The organism is Vibrio sp. 10N.222.48.A3 (genome assembly GCF_041475345.1).
GTDB classification, from domain to species: domain Bacteria; phylum Pseudomonadota; class Gammaproteobacteria; order Enterobacterales; family Vibrionaceae; genus Vibrio; species Vibrio tasmaniensis_A.
In genome coordinates this window covers 1-1,792 of sequence record NZ_JBFRVX010000546.1, presented here as the reverse complement: position 1 = coordinate 1,792, position 1,792 = coordinate 1, and the positions used below count along the sequence as shown (strand labels likewise).

General features: G+C 38.1%; 2 protein-coding genes. One reads left to right on the top strand and one right to left on the bottom strand.

Annotated elements, in window-relative coordinates:
- Positions 1-119: 119 nt before the first annotated feature.
- Positions 120-962 carry a LysR family transcriptional regulator gene (locus AB4653_RS15700; RefSeq protein WP_102258565.1) on the bottom strand — a complete coding sequence of 281 codons (843 nt, stop codon included), beginning with the start codon at positions 960-962 and terminating at the stop codon, positions 120-122.
- 193 nt (positions 963-1,155) lie between these two features.
- Here AB4653_RS15700 and AB4653_RS15695 point away from each other — a divergent pair, with 193 nt between their 5' ends.
- Positions 1,156-1,545, top strand: coding sequence for a DOPA 4,5-dioxygenase family protein (locus tag AB4653_RS15695; protein WP_102258564.1), 390 nt, complete (start codon positions 1,156-1,158; stop codon positions 1,543-1,545).
- Positions 1,546-1,792: the final 247 nt, after the last annotated feature.

The window sequence follows — 1,792 nt, the reverse complement described above, 5'->3', positions numbered from 1 at the left end:
GAATAGATGGGTTCAATACACAGGCGTTTACTTGGTTTCAAAAAACAGAAACCTCATACCATGGTCGGTCTTTTTTAACATACAGCCAAAAAACTAAGAGTATCAATCCCAAATAATACTCACTGTAATCGATTTTTAAGCCAAGAATGACGCTCTGACTGCTTATTTCTATTGTGCCAGACTTTAACAATATTGAAGTGAGGAAGCTCAAAAGGTAAGGGGACCTGCTTAAAGTCTCTAAATAACGTTTCTGACAAGCGAGAAGGCATAGTCACTATGATATTTGTATCTTTAATTAAAGACGCTATCGCCCCAAAACTAGGCGCACTAGCCACGATTTTTCTCTTCACGCCTCGTTTTTTAAGTATTGTGTCTATCTCGGTTTGGTGAGAATGCTCAAAAGACATGATGGCGTGAGGTTTGGAGCAATATTGCTCTATCGTTGTTGGCGGTGTTTGCTTTTGAGGATTGAAAAAACAGACCTCTTGGTCAGAAAACAACTTAGTTTGAATTAAATCCGACTCGTTACTCGTTAGTTCTGGTGACAAAACAAAATCTACATCGCCAGACCGAAGTAATGAAGCCCACTGAAGTTGAGTTCTGGCTGGAGCTATGTGCAACGAGCTCATCGGCGCTGCTTTCTGAAAATCATGAAACATAGGTTTTATAACGGTTTCTATTTCATAGTCGTTAGCTGCGATGGAAAAAACTTTATCATCTATTAGTGGGTTGTATTGTTGTGAGCTTGCGAAAGCTTGCATCGATATTACGATTTCTCTGGCCTTTTCAATAAGTTCTCCCGCCTTTGGCGTAGGCGCGATGCCTCTTCCTGAAGTGACAAACAATTCATCTTTTACTATTTTGCGCAGTTGGTTAAGCCCATGGCTAACTGTTGATTGAGTAACCCCCATACTATCCGCTGCCTTTGTTACTGATTGGTGTTCGTAAACGCTAATAAACATGCGAAGTAGTCGTCCATCCAACGTAGAGTAATCGAAAGTATTCATAGGTAACATTCAACTTATGCAGTGTATTAATAATATAGGTTGTAACATACTCTTTCTCGATAAAACAGAACCAAAGATTGACTCACCGGAATGAACGATATTTTCGAGTTAATCGTGAATAAAGAATTCCAGTTTATAGAGGTATTTTATGCCCAGTTTTACTCCCCAATTACCAATTGCGTATGGTAATCACCAAGAAGCAATATCTTCTCCGAGGTTAAAAGGTTGGCATGCACATATTTATTTTAACGAACTTACCGAGCAAACGGCTCAAAGGGTAATTAACGATATAGCATTAGAAATTACAGATCTCAGACAAGGCCAACTGCATCGAAAATTGGTTGGCCCTCATCCCTGTTGGAGCTGTCAGCTTTACTTTAAACCACATTTATTAAGTGACGTAGTCACTTGGTTGACGTTCAACCGAAAAGGTTTAACGATACTTTTTCACCCCATCAGTGGAAATGATTTGTTAGATCATAAAGATAGAGTTTTTTGGATGGGAGATGTCAAAGACCTAAATCTAGAGAATCTATAAAGCCCCAAATTTGTATCGATGATGAAAACAATGAAAAACATTAGACATAAATGTATTGGCCGTACTTTCCAATACAAAAAACGTTTTAATTTATGTTCTACAAAATGGAAGGAATTATGTTCGAAATTAAGTCGTTAAATTGACTTTATAATCCAACAGGATGGGTTTATTGGAATGGGTGGGATTAATGGGAATGCTTGAGAAGATTGATCAACAATGGCTAAAAAGTTTTCACTGTGTCTATGAG

Bases quoted from the DNA above. Each gene is read 5' to 3' on its own strand.
- AB4653_RS15700 (WP_102258565.1), bottom strand. From the start codon at position 962: ATGTTTATTAGCGTTTACGAACACCAATCAGTAACAAAGGCAGCGGAT.
- AB4653_RS15695 (WP_102258564.1), top strand. From the start codon at position 1,156: ATGCCCAGTTTTACTCCCCAATTACCAATTGCGTATGGTAATCACCAA.